This is a genomic window from Vibrio hepatarius (assembly GCF_018860525.1).
Taxonomy (GTDB): domain Bacteria; phylum Pseudomonadota; class Gammaproteobacteria; order Enterobacterales; family Vibrionaceae; genus Vibrio; species Vibrio hepatarius_B.
The window spans coordinates 35,174-51,800 of the sequence record NZ_JAHKPM010000042.1; the positions used below are offsets into that span (position 1 = coordinate 35,174).

The window sequence follows — 16,627 nt, forward strand, 5'->3', positions numbered from 1 at the left end:
CCAAATTAATGGCTTTTCTTGGGGCCATTTCGCACCATATCTTGTCCAGTTTGGAACACATCATCGGTTACCCATCTAGCTAATAGTAATTGATGGTTGTCATCCAGCACTGCAACAAAATGGCGTCCGTCGGCGTTATTGGTCGCAAGAGCAATACCCGCAATTCCTTCCAATCCAAAGCTACCATTTTCGACTGCTATCAGAAAAGCTTCCAGCTCTTCTAGGCTATCAATGGTACGGTCATCACTAAACATAAAACTAATCTCTATAGACTCTCATTGAGTGGTCGATGTGAATATAAGCCTACACTCTAGCCATCATTCTTGTCGATTTCTAGGTGCTATGGATCTTTCGAACAAAATTCAACCACAAAGGTCAATAGATCCTAACCACGAGATATAAATTAGTATGCTGATATTCCAAATTTTTTTAGTTTAGCTGGAAGAGTATCATCCAGCCTATCTATATCCTTAGATTCAATTTCTATTAAGTTAAATTGATGGTTGTGATAGATGGCTTGAATCTTTTCTTTTTCGATATCTGTGAAATTATCGCTTCCCCAGTATTGGAGATAGACTTTACCACTAGGAAGGTAAAAATCGCTTAGAATGTCTTCCTCTATCGGCAGCTGGCGATCGTAAGCGTGAACGATACCGTTCATGTATAGCCAATTATCAATTTTTAGTTCGCTTTTCGAGCGGACATAATGGCCGTCTAAAGTGCGAAACTTGGCTTCAAATTTTTGCCTAAAATGAGAAATAGATTTGTCTGTAGAATATTGTTCAGCTTGCTGACCAGAAAACTCAGTGACAGATTGCTTAAAACGTTTGTTGTGTACAATTGAGTCGTGCCACAAGGCATATTGGTGATCATTTTTCTGGTCGTGTTTCTGGTATCCACCCATTTTGAGGCCATTATTGGTGATTTCCCATCCATTATCAGCTTTGTGTAACCAGCCAAGCTCTTGAAGTAGCTGATTGATCTTTTTGGGGTTGAGAGCAAAACGTTGGCCAAGTTGCGTTGTGCTTAGTGGCTTTCCACTACTAGAGCTACTGTTTATAAGCAAGTTTTCAGGCCAAACAATAAACTGGCCGTATTTGGGGTGCTGTAGATATTCCCCCCCAAATTTCTTCCCTATTTCTGTGAGTAGCCAAGTGTCTTCATGGCGATTAACATAACCTGCATTTTTTAGCGTTTTAAATAGCTGCTTGGCCTCGGTGTTTCGCAGCTTAGCTAGTGCAGTTGTAGAGATTTTATCTGCCATGTTTCTTCCTTTCATTTTTGGGAAGGTTTAGCCGTATTGTTAGATATATAGTCCAGTGAATCAAGCGAGTAGAAGAAAGAAACTTTGTTAACAATTATCGTTTTGCATACAAGATAACCAGTGAACAAGGTGTAACAAGGATCTGTTTATCTTCAATGTGTTTATTGAGCTCATAACAATGGGTATCACAAATAGTGACCCATTGCTGTTTATAATTGCTTGGCAAACTAAAACGGGCTGGTGCATTGGTTTGGTTAATACAATAGAACATTTCCTCTCCTTGATTACCCAAACCAAGGTGCAAAGCTACTGCATTAAGTGTATTCCAATCATCATGTTCGATTTCGGTTCCATCGACACGTCGCCAATGAATGCGATTATCATGACGCTGCTTGCCACTGAAGGCTTTAATAAAAGGAGCCATAAATTGATGACGAGCCGCGACTATGTGACTCATCCACTGTTTAAAATTGTCCTTTTCAGGTGAAGGTCGCCAGTTTAACCAACTCAACTCATTGTCCTGGCAATAGGCATTATTATTGCCTTTTTGGCTATGTGAAACGATATCTGCAGTAAGTATGTGTGGTATGCCAAACGAAAAAAGTAGACTAGCCATAAAATTACGTTTTTGCTTTTCGCGCTTTTCAATAATGATAGAACTGCCGGTGTCACCTTCGATACCATAGTTGTCTGAGCGATTATCTCCGTGCCCATCGCGGTTTTGTTCACCATTATCATGGTTGTGCTTTTGGCGGTAAGAAACTAAGTCTTGTAAAGTAAATCCATCATGATAGGTGATATAATTGACAGTGAGGTTATATGGCCAGTTGGCAGCACTGTATAAATCTCTTGACCCCATTAGACGTGTTGTGAATTCTTTAAGGTAGCCTTGATCGCCTCGCCAAAAACTTCGGGTGATGTCTCGCAGCCTATCATTGCATTCATTCCAGCCAATTGGAAAGTGTCCGACTTGATAACCATTGGGCCCTATATCCCAGGGTTCTGCAATAAGCTTTACTTGTTTGAGCACGGGGTCTTGGGCAACCGCTTTAAAGAAAGCAGAACTTGGGTTGAAGGTATCCCCTTCGCGACCTAATGTAGCCGCTAAATCAAAACGAAATCCATCTATCTGATATTCTTCTGCCCAATATCTGAGGCTGTCCATTACTAGGTTTAGAGTGGGTTGGTACGTTAAGTCGAGGGTATTTCCACAGCCAGTGAAATTTGCAAACAAATCACCATGTTTGAAATAATAGTTATCGTCTAAAGCCTTTAGGTTAAACAGCAGGCCTTCATTACCTCCTTCCGCAGTATGATTATAAACTACATCAAGGATGACTTCGATTCCATGGCGGTGTAGTTCTCTAATAGCTGTTTTAAATTCATACACTGCATCTGTATCCGCAAAACGAGGATCTGGGGCCATAAATACATACGGATTGTACCCCCAATAATTAGATTGGTTGTTTTGCAGCAGGTGAGGTTCATGCATACAAGCGGCAATGGGTAACAGCTGTATCGTATTGATATTTTGCTTTCGGTAAAATGCGATCATTGCTTCGCTGGCCAAACCAAGGTAACGACCTTGGTGGCAATGTGGCACGTCTGGGTTTAGCTTAGTCACACCTTTAATATGAGTTTCAAACAGTACTATTTCTTCTCTCGGACGAAGAGGTTTGGATATATTTTGCCAATCAAAGTCGTTATTGACTACCACTGACTTTGCGACTTGGAAACTCTCAACTGGTGTGTATGGTGGTGTGTAGTGAAGAGGCTTCTCTAGTGCCTTAGCATATGGATCTGATATGAGATAGTCACCGTCTGGGTGATGAACTATAAAGCCGTATTTTTGTCCAGCCTTCACTCCGTCAATGTGAATATGTTGTATGCCTGCATATTCATTATTTATTGGGTAGGCTTGGAATTGGTTACCTTCATTAAATAGTGCAAGGCGTATATTATGGTGATCGGGCGCATAAACAGAGAAATTGCATCCATCACTGTCTAAAGTGGCACCAAGAGGATAAGGGCTAGAACAAGGCATAATTAATATTGTATCAGTTGTTATTTAATAACTGAACTAAGTAAATCTCTTTGTTGTAAGGACGTCAAGCGCCTTCTTGTTGAAAATTAAATTGTCAATAAATGCATTTGTTCTCAGTGTTTTTAAATTTAAAAGTGATCTTAATTAGACTTTTTTGGGATTATAAAGACATCTTTGGTATTTTCTACCCCCTATATTTGTGATCTAAACCAAAAATATTTTTGTTATTTATTTTTCTCATCCTTTCTCATCCCCCTAAAAATTTGCCTAGGGTGGAGGAAGTCAACCTTGCCTCTTATAGTTAGTCTGTCAGTAGTTAGAGCAAATAGGTTGAGACATTAATCTTAACCTTTCTTATCTCGCTTATTTATGATTTTGTTTCTGCCTTTACAGGATCGTTCAATGAGTCAGGCATAAGAATAATAAACCTTAAATGGAGTGAATAATGAAAAAAATGAATTTGGTTGCGGTTGCAGTGGCTGCAGCTCTTACCGCTGGGCCTGTTTTGGCTGTTGATTTCAATGGCTATTTTAGAGCAGGTACAGGAATTAGCGGTAATTCAGGTAGCGATGTAGCGGTTAATAAGGCTGGTATCGGTCGTCTGGGTAACGAAAACGACAATTACTATGAATTCGGTTTTTCTGAAGAGCTAAAAACAGGGGAACAAACTTGGCGCGTTGAATCTATGTTAAACAAAGGAGATCAGGGTCAATCGGGCAGTGAAGATGGGGACATTAATGTCGCTCAGTTTGCAGTAAAAGCAAAAGGTCTGATTGCTTCTGATAAAGAAGCGACACTTTGGGCCGGAAAGACCTACTATCAACGTAAAGATGTGCACATTACAGACTTCTACTTCTTAAATACTTCAGGTACAGGTGGTGGTATTGAAAACTTGTCGCTTGGAGAACAAAAATTATCTGTCGCTCTTATCCAAGATGGTGAAGATGATAATGGTGCCGGTTATATTTTTGATACCCGTTTAGCCAATATGGGCGTTTGGGAAGATGCCTCCCTTGAGCTGGCTTTAGCCTATAACTTCTCAAACGAAAAAGACGGCAAAAATATTGATGCTGACGATGGTTTGTTGGCATCGGCAATCTTACATCAAAATATGAAGCTCGGTTTTAACCAGACAGTACTCCAGTTCGGAACCAATGGCTATGGTGCTCAGGTCGCATCATACGGCTCTGGTGCATACTATAACCGTGCAAATAACGCTCAGAATGAGGCTTCCGGTTACCGTTTTCTTAACTGGGGCGTTGTGAGCCTTGGCAGTGATTGGGAAATGGGACACCAGTTAGCCTTTATGTTTGGTAGTGATATAGGCAATAATACCACTTCATTTACATCAGACACCGACCAATTTTCTGTTGTGGTCCGCCCTATGTATAAATGGGACAACACCATGCGTACCATTTTTGAAGTCGGCGCAAATATGGGCGAGAGAATCAACTCGGCAGGTACGGTGAAAGAAGATTTTGGTAATACCAAACTTACTGTGGCACAAGGCTGGGCAATGGGTAATGATTTTTGGGCACGTCCTGAACTGCGAGTATATGGTTCCTATATCACAGATACTGAAGATGACAACGCATTTGGCACTGGTGAAGATTCTGAATACGTGGTTGGCATTCAAGTTGAAGCTTGGTGGTAAACCGATAATAAAATTGTGCTAATTGGCACGTCAAGTTATGATGGCCGACAGTAACTGTCGGCTATTTTTGTTGCCATTTAATCTTTTAAAAACAATTACATGAGAAAGATATTATGTATGCTTTTCGTATCCTTACCTTTAGCAGTTGTATTGCCTTATTTGGATGCCAGTCTCCCGAAATAATTGAGCAGTTTAGTACAGAAAGTACCACTCAGGTGGCTTTGCTGTCAGAGCTAGAATCAGTACCAATGAGGCTACCAAGTAACAAAAGCGTTAGTATTACCTCTAAATCGCAGGCTCTTAAATATCAAGATATTAATAGTCCTGTGGCTTTATTTGAGTTACCCGCTGATCGTGGTGAATTTTCAATAAATATTTCTAGCGAAATTGGTGAAACGGCTTTTGTTCCAAGAGCGGTTATTCTCGACAAAAATGGGCGTGAGCTAGAGCGTTATGGAAAAGACGTGTTTATATACCAACCTCCACGTCTTGGAGCTGGTAATCGTTTGAGCGCTGAGGTTGATTTCTTTCCACCAAGAGATAACACAAATGTCTATTTGCTGATTTATACAGATAGATCTGAACTTGGCAAAACCACTATGGTTACTCATCCTGCTAGGTTGTATGCAGAGGGGAGAGGGAACTACTTGCCTGAAGTAAAAGATATTGCAATTCCGAATTCAGAATATGGTCTGGTTAGTGTGTCTATTGACCGAGTTGGCTTTCTTAAACATTTGGCAATAGGAAGTGCATCTAGTGACTCAAGCTCACAACCTTTGATGGCAAAAAGCGTGGATATAGTTCAACCTGAAACGCAACAATATTATCATCAAGCAATAACAGCAGCTGTTGCCGATGACGATCTTAATAAAGCGATAAACTTATTGGAAGAAGCGAAAGCACTTAATGTTGAAGGTGCCCAGCAAGTTTTTGTTAAAGCGGTAGAAGATAGAAAGAACACTTTATGATAGTAATGCTTATAGCTAGACGCTAAATTTTTGTTTACTGAATGGGGCTTAATGGCTTTGACCATGAAATTACTTTATCCGATGGTAGGCAGTAGTAACTCGGTGCCCCAATATTTAAGATGGAAACACTTAGTGTCTGAAATTACTTTTGACCGTACCCCCGATTGTAGCGGTATGAAACGTAACTGACATTGAAATTCAGTCAAACTGTCAAATGAATAGCACGTAATCGTCATATTTTACTCCTAGCATGCTGGTTGATATTTTACTCAATTAGTCCAGAGGGATTGAGATAGTGACAACATTATTAACTAAATCAAACGTAATATCATTGCTTCTTACATCGGTGGTATTGTCAACGTCAACGATGGCGCAGGATGCTAATATCGACTCGTTGATACAAGCTGCTCAAAAAGAGGGCCAAGTATATAGTGTTGGTATGCCTGATAGCTGAGCAAATTGGGATTACGAATGCACTTGGAATAGATTTAAGGATTAAAGATGGTTGTTATACCTCAACAATACAGGGTGTGCCAAGTTACCGAGAGGGTAAAGTAATACGCTTAAAGGAGTGGCTGCAATCTCAACCTGATAAGTATTCAGTTATTCACTTCTATACCGACTCGATAAATGATTTACCATTATGTGAGTTTGCCGATAAGGTCTACCTAGTGAACCCATGCCCACAATTGCTAGAGCAAGCCCAACACCATAATTGGACTAAATTGAACTGGGAATAATCAAAGTACATGTCCGTGAGTGGCCTAATTAGACATTTTATACAAATTGATGCATTACTAAAGACTATCTAAAAACCTAAAGTTAACTTAAGATATCTGCTCACGATATAGAGGTTTTAAAAGGGTATTTAAGTTCTTATTTGAATGAATGGTATTTGTATGGAAATGACGGTTGGTGAAGTAGCGAAACGAGCGGGTGTCAATGTGTCAACACTGCACTTTTATGAACAAAAAGGGCTTATTTCAAGCTGGCGAAATCAAGGTAATCAACGCCGATACCATCGTGATGTATTGCGCAGGCTTGCGGTTATAAAAGCGGCGCAAGAAGTAGGACTTACCTTAGAAGAAATTAATCAATCACTTTATTATTTACCTAAGCATCATGCTCCCACACGTCAGCAGTGGGAAAAAATGGCATCGAGTTGGCACGATTTACTTGACCATCGTATCCGGCAGTTAGAAGCTCTCCAAGATGATCTGGGGGGGTGTATCGGTTGTGGTTGTTTATCGATGAAGTCTTGTGCCATCTATAACCCAAAAGATATTAGAGCAGAAGTCTTTGAGGGGAAAACTATGTTGACTCATCCGGAGGAATGGTCAGAACCATTAGATGTCGAAAATGAATAATGATGAAAGGCAGCTTGAATAATACGCTAAAGATCTAATTTCGATACTTTTAATCGTTTGTTGTAATCCTACACTGGACAGTTCTAAGCTGGAAAAAATTGTCAGATCTCTCACTATTCTCATACCCATTCAGTAATTTTCTGACCAGTCCTATGGTCGTATTTGTGAAGTGTATTGTATTTTATATCCTCCTCCTCCATTTCTACGCCTCATTAACTAAGGCTATAGGAGGAGGGAGTTTGATTTGCTAAGAATATAACGTGAGCTTGAATACATCTACCTTGGTCAACACGGTTATTAACTTAATAACACGAAATATCAGTGGGAATATGAATGAAAATCAAGCGAACAGAACTGTGTATAGTGATAGCAGTGCTTGGCTTATTGGCTGGTTGTGATGACTCTCCAGAAGCCCAGGCAATTGAGACATATTTTGGCGGCAGTTCGACATATTGGGAATCGGAGAATGGTAGTTCAGCCGACTCTGATGCGGTATACAAACAAGCTGTCATCTACTACAAACGCGACGATGGTGATTATAACAACTGGGGGCTGCATTTATGGAATAGCACCTCTTGCGATTCCATCTCTGATGACATGCTGCCTGATATTGATTGGAGTCACCCAGTAATATGGAAAGATATCGACCTAAGATATGGTGCTAAATTTGTTATACCGCTGAAGTCTGAGCATGGTGCGTGTATGAATTTTATCCTCCATAAAGAGGATGATAAAGCACTGGGTGGTGAGGATTTAAAAGTTGAATTTGATAAAGGAAATACGCTCTATACCGAGCATGGAAGCGCGATACTCAAATATTCTCCTGATGAACCATTGAATGTAAAGCTTGATGGTGCCGCTGCCCATTGGCTTGATACTAATTCGATTGCTTGGTTTGACCATAGTAACGCGGTTAGTTATCAAATCTGGAGCCATGAGACGGGAGAAGGAGATATTGCTCAACCACAACATTTTATCAAATACGATCTGGCGATCTCCGATACTATTTATCACCCTAAGTTTCCCAATCTTAACGGCCGTGTAGGTTTTACTCTCAATGTTACTCCCCAAACAGCCAAAGCTTTACTCAAAACACAATTAATTGCGCTTGCACTCGATAATGATGGTAAGCCACTCGTGGCTACACGTGTTCAAATCCCAGGTGTACTTGATGATCTGTACACAACAAGTCCAAGTGATGCGGATGAAGAAAAACTAGGCAGTTGGATTGAAGACAATAGGGCTCAATTTGCTCTCTGGTCACCAACCGCTCAGAAAGTTGAGCTGCATTTGTACGATCAAAATAAAATGCCATTGCCTGATTCTCCTTTTGATTTGACGCTTGACGCTTCTACCGGTATTTGGCGTTTTGAAGGTGATGTGTCACTGAAGAATATGTTCTACCGATATCGTGTGAAAGCGTTTCATCCGCAAACTGATAACATTGAATGGATGACAGTTACTGATCCTTACTCGCTGTCACTCAGCACGTCTAGTCAATATTCACAACTTGTTGACTTAAATGCCCAAGACACTAAGCCTTCTGGTTGGGATAACCAGAAAGTTCCTGAACTCACCAATCCAGAAGATCACATTGTTTATGAGCTTCATATACGCGACTTTAGTGCCAGCGATAAGCAAGGTGAAGAGCTTAACAATGGAAAATATCTTGCTTTTTTGGAAGATGAGCGAGATAGCGTCAAGCAACTGGCAGCACTTAAAGAAGCTGGCCTGACGACGATTCATCTTTTGCCTACGTATGACCTTGCCTCTATGCCTGAAGATCCTGAAAAAATGCTGAGCCTGACGGATACGGTTGAAAAACTTTGCAGTATTAACCCTGCGGCCAATCTATGTAGTAATAGTACTTCACGCCATTCTTCAATATTGTCTTTATTGGAGCAAACTGATCCAAGTAGTGGTGAGGCACAGAAGTTATTGGCAGATATCCGCCCAATTGATGGCTTCAATTGGGGGTACGACCCTTTTCATTACAACGTGCCAGAAGGTAGTTATGCGGTTGCGAGTGATGGTATTTCACGTATTCGTGAATATCGCCAGATGATACAGAAACTTCATGCAATGGGCTTTAGGGTTGTTCAGGATGTAGTTTATAACCATACCTATGCTTCCGGACTGTACGAGAAATCGGTACTCGATAAGGTTGTGCCTGGCTATTACCACCGCCTTAACCCCTTAACAGGTGCAGTCGAGAACTCGACATGCTGTGATAATACCGCATCGGAACACCGAATGTTTGAAAAGTTAGTCGCTGACAGTGTCGTTATGTGGGCCAAAGACTACAAGATAGATGGTTTTAGGTTTGATTTAATGGGGCACTTGATGAAGTCAAGTATGCTGCATGTTTATGAACAAACGCAACAGGTCGACGAAGATACGTGGTTCTATGGAGAAGGTTGGAACTTTGGTGAAGTGGTTAACGGGCAACGTGGTGAAAATGCCACGCAGTGGTCAATGGCAGGGACAGGTATTGGGACATACAATGACCGATTGCGTGACGGGGTTCGTGGTGGTGGACCATTTGATAGTGGGGAAGCCTTGCTAAAGAATCCAGGCTTTGCCAATGCTGGTAGTCGATTCAGTGATGACCTAAAGTCGAAGATGGATCTTATCCGCTATGGTATGGCGGGTAATTTACAAAACTATCCGTTGGAAACTTATAGTGGCGCGATTGTCTATGGGCGTGATTTTCAATACGGAGGTCAAGGTGCTGCTTACACGCTTGATCCTCAGGAATCGATTAACTATGTTTCAAAACACGATAATCAGACCTTGTGGGATTTCAATCAATATAAAGCCGATAGTAACATAAACTCTGCGGATCGGGCGCGTATGCAAATTGTCGGCCTCTCAACGGTTATGCTTGGGCAGGGAGTGCCATTTTTACACATGGGGTCTGAGCTACTGCGTTCTAAATCAATGGAGCGTGATAGCTACGACAGTGGCGATTGGTACAATAAAGTCGACTTTAGTAAGCAAACCAACAATTGGAATGTTGGTTTGCCTCGTGCCGACAAAGATATGGCAAACTGGGATGCGATTCGATCCGTGATCGCTAATCCAAATACCGTTGTCACACCAGAGCACATTGCTTGGACTAACGAGGTATACCAAGAGCTGCTCAAGATCCGTTCAACGTCACCTTTGCTCCGTTTGGTTAGTGAAGAAGAAGTCTTAAAGCGTGTTCGGTTTCACAATACAGGGCCAGCAACTTTACCAGGTATGATCGTTATGTCGGTCAATGATGGCGTGAGTGTAGGCTCTGATCTTGACAGCAATTTTGATTCTTTGATTGTTGCCATTAATGCTAATACTTCTGAACATACCATTCCTATCATAGGTGCAGAAAATTTTGAGTTAAATCCGATTATGAAAGATTCCTATGACCCTGTTGTCCGACAGGCTAGGTTTGACAACGGAAATTTTACCATCCCACCATTAACTGCAGCTGTCTTTGTTCAGGTACAAAATGGCGCTCAAGGTGAAGGTTTAACACTTGTCGATAAACCGAATGACTTAGCTCCGTTTGGTTCAACAAAAGTGTATGTTAGAGGGTCAATGAATGACTGGGGAACAAGTGATGAAATGATTTACCAAGATCATGGTCAGTATACCTTTGAAGGGTATCTTACCCCCGGTGAATATCAGTTCAAACTGGGATCGTTGGATTGGAATGAAGTTAATCTTGGTTTTGGTTCTCTAGCTGTTCTCAACGATTCCATTACGCTTGAAGATGGAGGTAGTGGCCATATAAAAGTAAAAGTAAATAACCAAGGGGTGCATAAGTTTACGCTTGATGCTTCAGATCAAAACTCTCCCACCATTTCAGTTATAGATGCCAAGATTGATTACGCCTGTTATGAGGATGATAACAGAGCCTGCAACTTAAGAGTTTATCAGGTGATGGTGGAGTCCTTTGTGGATGGTGATCCCAAACATAGCTATGGCCATGGTTATGGCAATTCACATCATAATGGTGATCTTCAGGGTGTGATCGACAGCCTAGATTACATCGCAAGTCTTAATGTAAACGCATTATGGTTAACGCCTGTGTTTGATTCATGTGCAGGCCAAGCTGGTGATGATCGCCTAGATGCGACGGGTTACTTTCCCTGTGATTATTTTAATGTTGACCCAAAATTTGGTACCAACGATAAGCTTAAGGAGCTGGTGGATAAAGCGCATGCAAGAGATTTGTATGTTTTTCTCGACGGTGTCTTTGGCCATTCTAATCTTGTTGGAGTTAAACCGTCGCCAACGGGTAAGTTACCGTACTTAACAACGAAGGAAGGTTACCCTGGCACATACGTGGCCTATCCAAATGAAGATAGCGATGCCTTTTTTGTTGAGGTAGCGACATATTGGATAAAAGAATATGGTGTTGATGGCTGGAGGCTAGATCAATCCTATCAACTTCCTTTAGACACTTGGCGTAAAATTCGTGCTGCGGTTGAGCAGGCATCTATGGGAAACAAACTGGCGGGCCAGCAGTGGGGAACGTTGGGCTATCTGGTTGGCGAGGTATGGAAGGGTGCAGATGATATTACCGCAACCGCGTATGGTAGTGATGCCAAACCTGGCCTCTCTTCAGCGTTTAATTTTCCGTTACGTTATGGGTTGGTTCAGGCGCTGGTCGTTGAAGAGTCGGGCAAAAGTGGTAGCGCAAGAGCGCTAGATGCCAGCTGGAATAGCCGAGCGAAATCTCCCTATCATGCGATGCCAAATCTTATGCTAGGTAACCATGATCTGGTTCGTTTTGGCGATCTTATTCAACGTGGAAAGTTAGGTAATGAGGTGAAACGGCATAAAGCCGGATATAGTTTTTTAGCAGCATATTCAGGACCAATTACTGTTTACTATGGTGAGGAAATTGGTGATGAAGTTGCGGGTTTTGCTAAAAAGATCGATGAAAACTGTGTTTCCCAAGGTCTGTGTGATGATCACGTTGCACGTTCCAGTGCAAAAATTGAAGGCGTGACAGGCGCAGTACTTACAGTTAATCAACAAGAATTAAAGCAGTATTTTACTATGCTAATGCACCTACGTAGTCAGTATCCTGCATTATACGCAGGAAAACGCCGTAATTTATGGCTAGACGATAACTTATACGCAGATCTCAAAGTGTATGATAATCAGCAAATAATTTACGCACTCAATACGTCAACATCTGATCAAATACTGTTTGTTGATTCCACTTATCTAAAACAAACGCATTTACTCCGAGACTTAATCAGCAACGAAGTGGTGAATGTGACAACGGGTCCAGTACAAATTAAAGTCCCAGCATTAACTGGGCGCTTTTTAATCGCTGAGTGATGAGTTATTTATATTATTCCTAGCCGGAGGGTTTATTACTGATGCGATAAACCCCGTCTAATCATTTTGGACTCAGTTTTGTTTCTATCCTAAGTAACTTAGAGCTTAAACATGAAAAGCATTTGCATAATGAACATGCATTGTGCAAGTTTTGTTGCATAATGCAAATTCATATATGCAATATATGGCGCAATTTAACCAAGTTAATCGGAATTCATCACAATTCAGTCTTTTTTCTCTTGGCATAGAATTTGTAGACTATCAATAGTGTCCTGAAATGTGCTCATCATCCTAAACGTGTGTTCATATGGTTTGGTAGAGTAATTAAACTGGGCGCCAATACAACAAGCAGTAGAACAAAAAATAAGCCAAACATGTTTGTTTATAATCCAAGGAGTGGAGGCGGCATGAAATTGATAGAGCTCGTCTACGTTAGCAAAGCTAGAAATAGGCTTGAACAAGATGAATTGGAAGGCATCTTATCAAAAGCCCGCAAAAACAATACCGACCATGATATCACGGGACTTCTGCTTTATGATGGCTATGGTACCTTCATTCAAGTGTTAGAAGGACCTGAACCATCAGTTGAGCGGCTATTCGAAAAAATCAAAACAGATTCTCGCCACTCTGGTGTTAACAGAATCGGTTTCCATCAGATAAACAGCCGCAGCTTCCCTGATTGGAAGATGGGCTTTCGAGTGCTTGATCAAGACCTTGAATCTTCAATTCCAGGATATAGTGATTTTATGAAGCACAAGGGAGAGGTGCAATATCTTGTAGAGCACAAAAGTTTTGCCATGCAGATGGTGCACTATTTTGTGAAAAAAGATTAGGGAGAGAGGCATGTTATCATATTTCAAGATTGCTCATAAGGTCTACCTGCTAGGGTTTTTCCTACTTGGTGCGATACTTATTATGGGAGGGTTTGCTCTTCATCAAATGAATAAAATTGGTGTCGAGTTAGCTGATATTGCAGAGCGAGATATCCCTCTTACTAAGGCTTTGACAGTATTAACAGAGCACCAGCTTGAGCAGGCGATTATGTTCGAACGAGCCTTAATTAAGGCTATCCGAGTAGAGCAAAATCTTGCGCCAATGAGTGCTTTCGTGGAATACAAAAATAAAGTAGATAAAATTAGTATTAAAGTTGAGAAAGAAATAGTGGCAGTTGAGCAATTGATTACTGCAGCGATTCCAAAACTTCACAGCTTGAAAGCAAAAGCAAAGTTCGAAGCAAAATTGGCTGAACTTAAAAAATTTGAGGAGTCTTACCATTCTCTGGTGGATGAGGTTAAAGAAACGATGCGCTTGGGATCTCAAGGAGATATCGAGACCATGCTTGTGTATTCGGAAAAAGTAGAAAAACACGAAGATGAAATTGATAATTCATTAATCAAAATATTGGATGATGTACAGAGTTTTACGTTAGCCAGCGCTTTGCAAGCCGAAGAAGATGAAAAATTTGCCATCAAATGGATGAGTGTCATCGCAGTTGTTTCAGTGGTGTTTGGCATTATTATGCCTATTTGGATTGCTAAAGCTATTAGAAACCCCATAGTCACCTTGATTGGAAGGCTTCAGCAAGTTGCACAAGGGGACGGTGATTTAACCATCAGGCTTGATAGTAGTGCTAGAGATGAAACAGGCACAGTAGCCAGTGCTTTTAATACCTTTCTTGGCGTATTAACTGGAACCATTTCTGTGGTTAGCTCAAAAGCCGCAGAATTAGGTAAATCATCTGAATCTGCATTGGGCGCGATGCAACGGACATTGGCAAATGTTGAGAAACAACACAGAGATATTGAGCAGGTGGCGACGGCGATTAATGAGATGAATGCGACCACACAAGAAGTTGCTACTAGTACAGCTAACGCATCTTCTGTTACAGATGCGGCTAAAAAGCACGTTGTTGATGGTCAGAGAGAGTCGTTGGAAATCCAGAAGATTATTGAAGAATTAACCAATGAAGTCACGTCCTCATCAGGGGTGATTGAAAATCTGGTCTCTGAAACTAACAATATTGGAACCGTACTTGAATCTATTCAAGGGATTGCGGAGCAAACAAACCTGCTTGCGCTTAATGCAGCGATAGAGGCCGCTCGGGCAGGGGAAACAGGGCGAGGCTTTGCGGTGGTTGCCGATGAGGTACGTTCACTTGCACAACGTACTCAAGATGCGACAGTTGATATTCAACAATTAGTTGATCGATTGCAATCTGAAGCAAAAAATGCAGTAACCAGTATGCAAAAAGGGACAACTACAGCCCAATTGTGTTTAGAGAAAAGTACGCAATCGGCTAACACCTTCCTTTTAGCCGCTGAGTCTGTTAACGAGATCGCTGGCTTAAATGTGCAGATCGCGACCGCTGCGGAGGAGCAAGCTGTTGTAGTCAAAGATTTGGATGCCAATCTCACCAATATTAAGCTGCTGTCAGAAGAAACTGCCGAAGATTCTAGGCATACTGCTTCTGCAAGTGAGACAATTGCCAAAAATGTTATAGATTTACATCAAAACTTAAATAAGTTCCAAATCTGAGATTGTTGAGAGCCAACATCACTTTTTATATCTGTGAAGTAATGATTGAGGGATATGGCAGTAATCTTGAGGATAATGCGTAAGGCGGTCCTGGTGTTCAGGATCGCTTTTTACGTAATTGGTCAGTGGTAACACCTCAACGACAATATGACTGCTGTTAGGTTGAAGACTAATAAATTGTTTTGCTTTGGCTAAGTGTTGATAATCTTTACTATAGACACCTGTACGGTATTTTTTACCTATATCTTGCCCTTGTTGGTTGAGGCTAAAGGGGTCGATGATCTCAAAAAAGAGTACCATCAATTGCTCAACGGTTGTTTCTTGAGGATCAAATTGAGTACGAACACATTCAGCATAGCCATCATATTTTCCTGTAGTGTCGATATTCATACCATTTGCGCGTCCAGCTTCAGTTGCAATGACTCCGGGAAGATGTTTGATAAACTCTTGAACGCCCCACAGGCAACCGCCGGCAAAATATATCTCTTCCAATTATCTGTACTCCTATGACTTACGACATCCTATTACACCAAAATTATAGTACTAGGGGTAGGTTTTATTCTCTTCCTTAAAGACAACTAGCTAGCTTTAAGTTTTTTATGGAGGGACAAGTTAGGTTTATAGTAGATAGGCATCTTAAAAAGCCTTTTAGATGCCTTAAATTGGCTATTTTAGGGTGTTTTAATCTATTGATTTTTAAAGCTTTATTTCGGTGGAAAACTCAATGGTGACAGTGGTAGGCTAGCAGCAACTAAGGAGACATTATGTCAACAAAGAATCAAACCTACTATCAGCAAGATTTTTCTCATCAAGATCTGCAATATGAAATTTATGAGGACTGCCAATTTACTCAATGTAACTTTGAACGTGCAGATTTACGTGATGCAAAATTTATCAATTGCCGCTTTATTGAAGCGCAGGCAATTGAAGGGTGCAGCTTTGCCTATGCGAAATTAAAGGACACCAGTTTTAGCAACTGTATGTTAGCGATGAGTCGGTTTGTTGGAGCCGACTGTTTTGGCATTGAATTTAGAAAATGTGATTTAAAAGGGGCAAATTTTCAAAGAGCTAATTTTATAAACCGTATCAGTGATACGGTTTATTTTTGTTCTGCCTATATGACAGGATGCAATTTGAGTTACACCAATTTTGAAAGAGCACTGCTTGAGAAATGTGATTTGTATGAAAATCGGTGGAATGGAGCAAACTTATTTTCAGCTAACTTATCGGGGTCTGATTTATCCCGTGGTGAGTTTACTAAAGATCAATGGGGTTCATTTAAAGTTGAAGGTGCTGATCTCACTTATGTTGACTTAGAAGAGCTTGACGTTCGCCGCGTACCATTAAATGGAGTGAAAATTTGCAGTTGGCAGCAAGATCAACTTTTATCTCAATTTGGCTTAATTGTTGTGGCGTGATTTTGTGATTACGCCATACCAAGCGCAATCTTAATGGCGA

At 41.0% G+C, this 16,627-nt stretch carries 11 protein-coding genes and 2 pseudogenes; 9 read left to right on the forward strand and 4 right to left on the reverse strand.

Annotation, left to right across the window (positions count from 1 at the left end; translation table 11 throughout):
• Nucleotides 1-5: 5 nt before the first annotated feature.
• The 3 genes from KO511_RS12075 to glgX form a co-directional block, all read right to left on the reverse strand.
• Entirely contained in the window at nucleotides 6-254 is a 249-nt protein-coding gene (locus KO511_RS12075; protein WP_171360321.1) for a hypothetical protein, read from the reverse strand.
• Nucleotides 255-403: 149 nt separating this feature from the next.
• Nucleotides 404-1,264: a glycerol kinase gene (locus KO511_RS12080; RefSeq protein ID WP_215987674.1), complete on the reverse strand. Its 861-nt coding sequence runs from the start codon at nucleotides 1,262-1,264 to the stop codon at nucleotides 404-406.
• 94 nt (nucleotides 1,265-1,358) lie between these two features.
• Nucleotides 1,359-3,308: a glycogen debranching protein GlgX gene (gene glgX, locus KO511_RS12085; protein WP_215987675.1), complete on the reverse strand. Its 1,950-nt coding sequence runs from the start codon at nucleotides 3,306-3,308 to the stop codon at nucleotides 1,359-1,361.
• Between the two features lie 445 nt (nucleotides 3,309-3,753).
• Between glgX and lamB the strand changes: the two genes are divergently transcribed.
• The 8 genes and pseudogenes from lamB to KO511_RS12125 all read left to right on the forward strand — a co-directional run bounded on the left by lamB (nucleotide 3,754) and on the right by KO511_RS12125 (nucleotide 15,169).
• Entirely contained in the window at nucleotides 3,754-4,962 is a 1,209-nt protein-coding gene (gene lamB / locus KO511_RS12090) for a maltoporin LamB (RefSeq protein ID WP_215987676.1), read from the forward strand.
• Between the two features lie 113 nt (nucleotides 4,963-5,075).
• Nucleotides 5,076-5,930: a MalM family protein gene (locus tag KO511_RS12095; protein WP_215987677.1), complete on the forward strand. Its 855-nt coding sequence runs from the start codon at nucleotides 5,076-5,078 to the stop codon at nucleotides 5,928-5,930.
• A gap of 295 nt (nucleotides 5,931-6,225) precedes the next feature.
• Nucleotides 6,226-6,381 (forward strand): annotated as a pseudogene (locus KO511_RS12100) (ABC transporter substrate-binding protein); the annotation flags it as partial.
• Nucleotides 6,350-6,670: pseudogene (locus KO511_RS12105) on the forward strand (HAD family hydrolase); the annotation flags it as partial. The pseudogenes KO511_RS12100 and KO511_RS12105, both read left to right, overlap by 32 nt.
• A gap of 159 nt (nucleotides 6,671-6,829) precedes the next feature.
• Nucleotides 6,830-7,297: a redox-sensitive transcriptional activator SoxR gene (gene soxR / locus KO511_RS12110; RefSeq protein ID WP_215987679.1), complete on the forward strand. Its 468-nt coding sequence runs from the start codon at nucleotides 6,830-6,832 to the stop codon at nucleotides 7,295-7,297.
• Nucleotides 7,298-7,630: 333 nt separating this feature from the next.
• Nucleotides 7,631-12,634 carry a pullulanase-type alpha-1,6-glucosidase gene (gene pulA / locus KO511_RS12115; protein ID WP_215987680.1) on the forward strand — a complete coding sequence of 1,668 codons (5,004 nt, stop codon included), beginning with the start codon at nucleotides 7,631-7,633 and terminating at the stop codon, nucleotides 12,632-12,634.
• Between the two features lie 407 nt (nucleotides 12,635-13,041).
• A complete protein-coding gene (locus tag KO511_RS12120) occupies nucleotides 13,042-13,467 on the forward strand; it encodes a BLUF domain-containing protein (RefSeq protein WP_215987681.1) in 426 nt (141 codons plus the stop codon).
• 10 nt (nucleotides 13,468-13,477) lie between these two features.
• Nucleotides 13,478-15,169: a methyl-accepting chemotaxis protein gene (locus tag KO511_RS12125; RefSeq protein WP_215987682.1), complete on the forward strand. Its 1,692-nt coding sequence runs from the start codon at nucleotides 13,478-13,480 to the stop codon at nucleotides 15,167-15,169.
• Nucleotides 15,170-15,187: 18 nt separating this feature from the next.
• Here the strand turns inward: KO511_RS12125 and KO511_RS12130 are convergent, their stop codons facing one another.
• Entirely contained in the window at nucleotides 15,188-15,661 is a 474-nt protein-coding gene (locus KO511_RS12130; protein WP_215987683.1) for a peptide-methionine (S)-S-oxide reductase, read from the reverse strand.
• A gap of 272 nt (nucleotides 15,662-15,933) precedes the next feature.
• Here KO511_RS12130 and KO511_RS12135 point away from each other — a divergent pair, with 272 nt between their 5' ends.
• Nucleotides 15,934-16,587 carry a Qnr family pentapeptide repeat protein gene (locus KO511_RS12135; protein WP_215987684.1) on the forward strand — a complete coding sequence of 218 codons (654 nt, stop codon included), beginning with the start codon at nucleotides 15,934-15,936 and terminating at the stop codon, nucleotides 16,585-16,587.
• Nucleotides 16,588-16,627 lie beyond the last annotated feature (40 nt).

Coding starts and splice junctions, on each gene's coding strand:
- KO511_RS12075 (WP_171360321.1), bottom strand. CDS start 254: ATGTTTAGTGATGACCGTACCATTGATAGCCTAGAAGAGCTGGAAGCT.
- KO511_RS12080 (WP_215987674.1), bottom strand. CDS start 1,264: ATGGCAGATAAAATCTCTACAACTGCACTAGCTAAGCTGCGAAACACC.
- glgX (WP_215987675.1), bottom strand. CDS start 3,308: ATGCCTTGTTCTAGCCCTTATCCTCTTGGTGCCACTTTAGACAGTGAT.
- lamB (WP_215987676.1), top strand. CDS start 3,754: ATGAAAAAAATGAATTTGGTTGCGGTTGCAGTGGCTGCAGCTCTTACC.
- KO511_RS12095 (WP_215987677.1), top strand. CDS start 5,076: ATGTATGCTTTTCGTATCCTTACCTTTAGCAGTTGTATTGCCTTATTT.
- soxR (WP_215987679.1), top strand. CDS start 6,830: ATGGAAATGACGGTTGGTGAAGTAGCGAAACGAGCGGGTGTCAATGTG.
- pulA (WP_215987680.1), top strand. CDS start 7,631: ATGAAAATCAAGCGAACAGAACTGTGTATAGTGATAGCAGTGCTTGGC.
- KO511_RS12120 (WP_215987681.1), top strand. CDS start 13,042: ATGAAATTGATAGAGCTCGTCTACGTTAGCAAAGCTAGAAATAGGCTT.
- KO511_RS12125 (WP_215987682.1), top strand. CDS start 13,478: ATGTTATCATATTTCAAGATTGCTCATAAGGTCTACCTGCTAGGGTTT.
- KO511_RS12135 (WP_215987684.1), top strand. CDS start 15,934: ATGTCAACAAAGAATCAAACCTACTATCAGCAAGATTTTTCTCATCAA.